This window comes from Allobosea sp. FG18 (assembly GCF_057809495.1).
The window spans coordinates 1-2262 of the sequence record NZ_JBMDKB010000075.1 but is presented as its reverse complement, the minus strand read 5'-3'; the positions used below and the strand labels follow the sequence as shown (position 1 = coordinate 2262).

2 protein-coding genes, 2 tRNA genes and 1 pseudogene are annotated in these 2262 nt (G+C 62.5%); 2 read left to right on the top strand and 3 right to left on the bottom strand.

Going from position 1 to position 2262, the window contains the following annotated elements; translation table 11 throughout:
- On the top strand, positions 1-372 hold a 372-nt coding region (locus ACODTJ_RS29090; RefSeq protein WP_488851694.1), incomplete at its 5' end, for a hypothetical protein.
- Positions 373-442: 70 nt separating this feature from the next.
- On the opposite strand, the gene ACODTJ_RS29085 is transcribed toward ACODTJ_RS29090, so the two are convergent.
- Together ACODTJ_RS29085 and ACODTJ_RS29080 are read right to left on the bottom strand one after the other, a co-directional pair.
- Positions 443-519 (bottom strand) — tRNA-Asp (locus ACODTJ_RS29085).
- A gap of 116 nt (positions 520-635) precedes the next feature.
- Positions 636-1028 carry a hypothetical protein gene (locus tag ACODTJ_RS29080; protein WP_488851692.1) on the bottom strand — a complete coding sequence of 131 codons (393 nt, stop codon included), beginning with the start codon at positions 1026-1028 and terminating at the stop codon, positions 636-638.
- Positions 1029-1219: 191 nt separating this feature from the next.
- Between ACODTJ_RS29080 and ACODTJ_RS29075 the strand changes: the two genes are divergently transcribed.
- Positions 1220-1295, top strand: a tRNA-Val gene (locus ACODTJ_RS29075).
- A 3-nt stretch (positions 1296-1298) separates the two neighbouring features.
- Here the strand turns inward: ACODTJ_RS29075 and ACODTJ_RS29070 are convergent.
- A pseudogene (locus ACODTJ_RS29070) lies at positions 1299-2262 on the bottom strand (hypothetical protein); the annotation flags it as partial.

Here is a 2262-nt window from a genome sequence, read left to right as displayed (position 1 = left end):
TCCTTGATCGACGGACTCTACTCAAATCTGGAGGAAGATCAGGGTCTCAGGTCACTGCCAAGGGCGGCAAACCACATCAGCCAGCCCCCCTACTCGAAGAACAAGCTCGGTTTCGATTTCCGCGTCATTCGCGCAGCCGAGTTCGGTCCGGGCGAAACGAGGCAACTCGCCGACATGCGCAGATCCGGAACTGTCGAGGCGACAGCTGGCGGCGCTGACGTCCGGGCCGTATCGACCAAAATGGCCAACACCCTTGCTGCGTCAGCTCGCCCTCAGAAGACCTATAACCCGGTCAACCCGTCGAGAGTGCGGGAAGTCGATGCGATCAGGAGAGAGGGCCGGGCTAAGCTTCGCGAGAACAAAACGCGATGAAATCTGTAACGGTGCCGGCCGGGCATTTGTAACGGGAGAGGTTAGACTATGGGTAAGTCTTTGATTTATATGGCGCGGGCGACGGGGCTCGAACCCGCGACCTCCGGCGTGACAGGCCGGCACTCTAACCAACTGAGCTACGCCCGCGCTGGGCGGCTGAGGCATTCGCCGTCAGCGACGTGGTGAGTATTGCCCCCGGCCCGAAGTGTCAAGCGAGTGTCGCCGGCAAAATCACATCTGGGGAAAAATATCCTCGACCTCCCCTATTGGTCGCCTGCGCCCGCCCCGTTTTCCGGCGATGCGAGGCAGGGATCGAGCAGGACGTGACGCCTGTCCTGGCGGCTGTATCCGCCACGCAGGACCGCTTTATCGCCCGGTTTGAGATCGTTGGCGCCGTAGGTCACGCAGAGAACCCGGACGCCCGGCTCGGCGCAGACCGCGACATACCAGAGCGCGCCGTCCGTCCGGACGAGGCTCACCGTTCCCGCGATCGCCATGTCGACTCTCGAATCGGCAGGAATCGAATCGGGAAGCTGTGCCGCGATAGATTCGCAGCTCGCCGGCTTGCCGGGTTGCTCGGGGTGCGAGAAGGCCGGGCGACCGGTGAAGAAAGAATCGGGCAGCAGTGTCTGTGCCGCGCCCTGCCCCGAGACCAAGGCGAGTCCGACACAGGCAACGACACCCGCATAGCTCAGGACAGGACGAGGGCGGGTCGGGCAGCGCGTCTTCATGGCACCGGCAGGGTGACGATGAAGATGGCGGAATTCGGCCTCTGGGCGGCGTTTGCTGGCGGCCTGCCCGACAACGCTTGCGATGCGGCTGCCGAGGCCTTAAACGCGACCACGTGGGGCGGTTAGCTCAGTTGGTAGAGCGTCTCCTTTACACGGAGAGGGTCGGCGGTTCGAGCCCGTCACCGCCCACCACTTTTAAGTCATTGATATAATTCGACAATCAACGCGCCAAATCGTGAATGTGCACATGATTGTGCTACACGGAATGGCCCATGGATTATCTCTGGCTGCGCGCGGCGACGTACTGGTTCTCGCTGCGCATCCCCGTTCGCCATCGAGCCTCTTACGGGTCTGTTCACCTCCGGGTGCGTATCGGTCGGGTTGATGCGATCGAAGCGCGGCGGCGGGCTCAGGCCCTGACGACGCATGCCGGTCTCGGGATGGAGTCGGGAATGGAACGTGATGTTCTGATGCGGAGCCTTCCCAAGAGATCCGGCGTTCGACCACGATCTCGTTGACGGAAAGCCCTGCGAGTATCCGGTTGGCCACGGTCGCCTCGGCGGGCGTCAGATCGAACAGCCCGGTCAGAATTTCTGCGGATGGCGACGCCGAACGATCCAGTCTGGTCACGATGAGAATGGCTCTCGCTCCATCGAAAACGTCTGATGCTTCTCCCGGCAGGGGAAGAGCGTGGATCACGGCGGCGGAGCTGTCGGCCTGCGCGGGAATGGGGATGGAGTTCGTCGTGGTGACGGATGCGCGGATCGCGTGAAGCGCCTGCTCCAGGAGACGGTTGCTGGCCACATCGGCCAAGGCGAGCTTCCCGTGGGCAAGGAAAACGACCTGCCCTTTCATCCCTTCGAATGCGGAATTCGCCGCGAGAATCTTGTCCTGGCGACTGAGGATGGCAGCGGGCATGCCTGCCTTATCCAGCGTATCGACGACCGCGCGGGCTCGTTGAAGCTGAAGGCGCATCGAGAGCGCCGCCGATCGCGCCATATGCGGCCAGAGCGCGTTTAACTGAGCAAGCTCCCCGTCCGAAACAGGCCCATCCGCGAAGCGCCTTTCCAGATCGAATACCGCAAGATCGCCGTTCGGCATCGGCAGAATGCGGATTCCGACGTGAAGCCGGCCGGCATTCCGATCAATATCCGGCCAC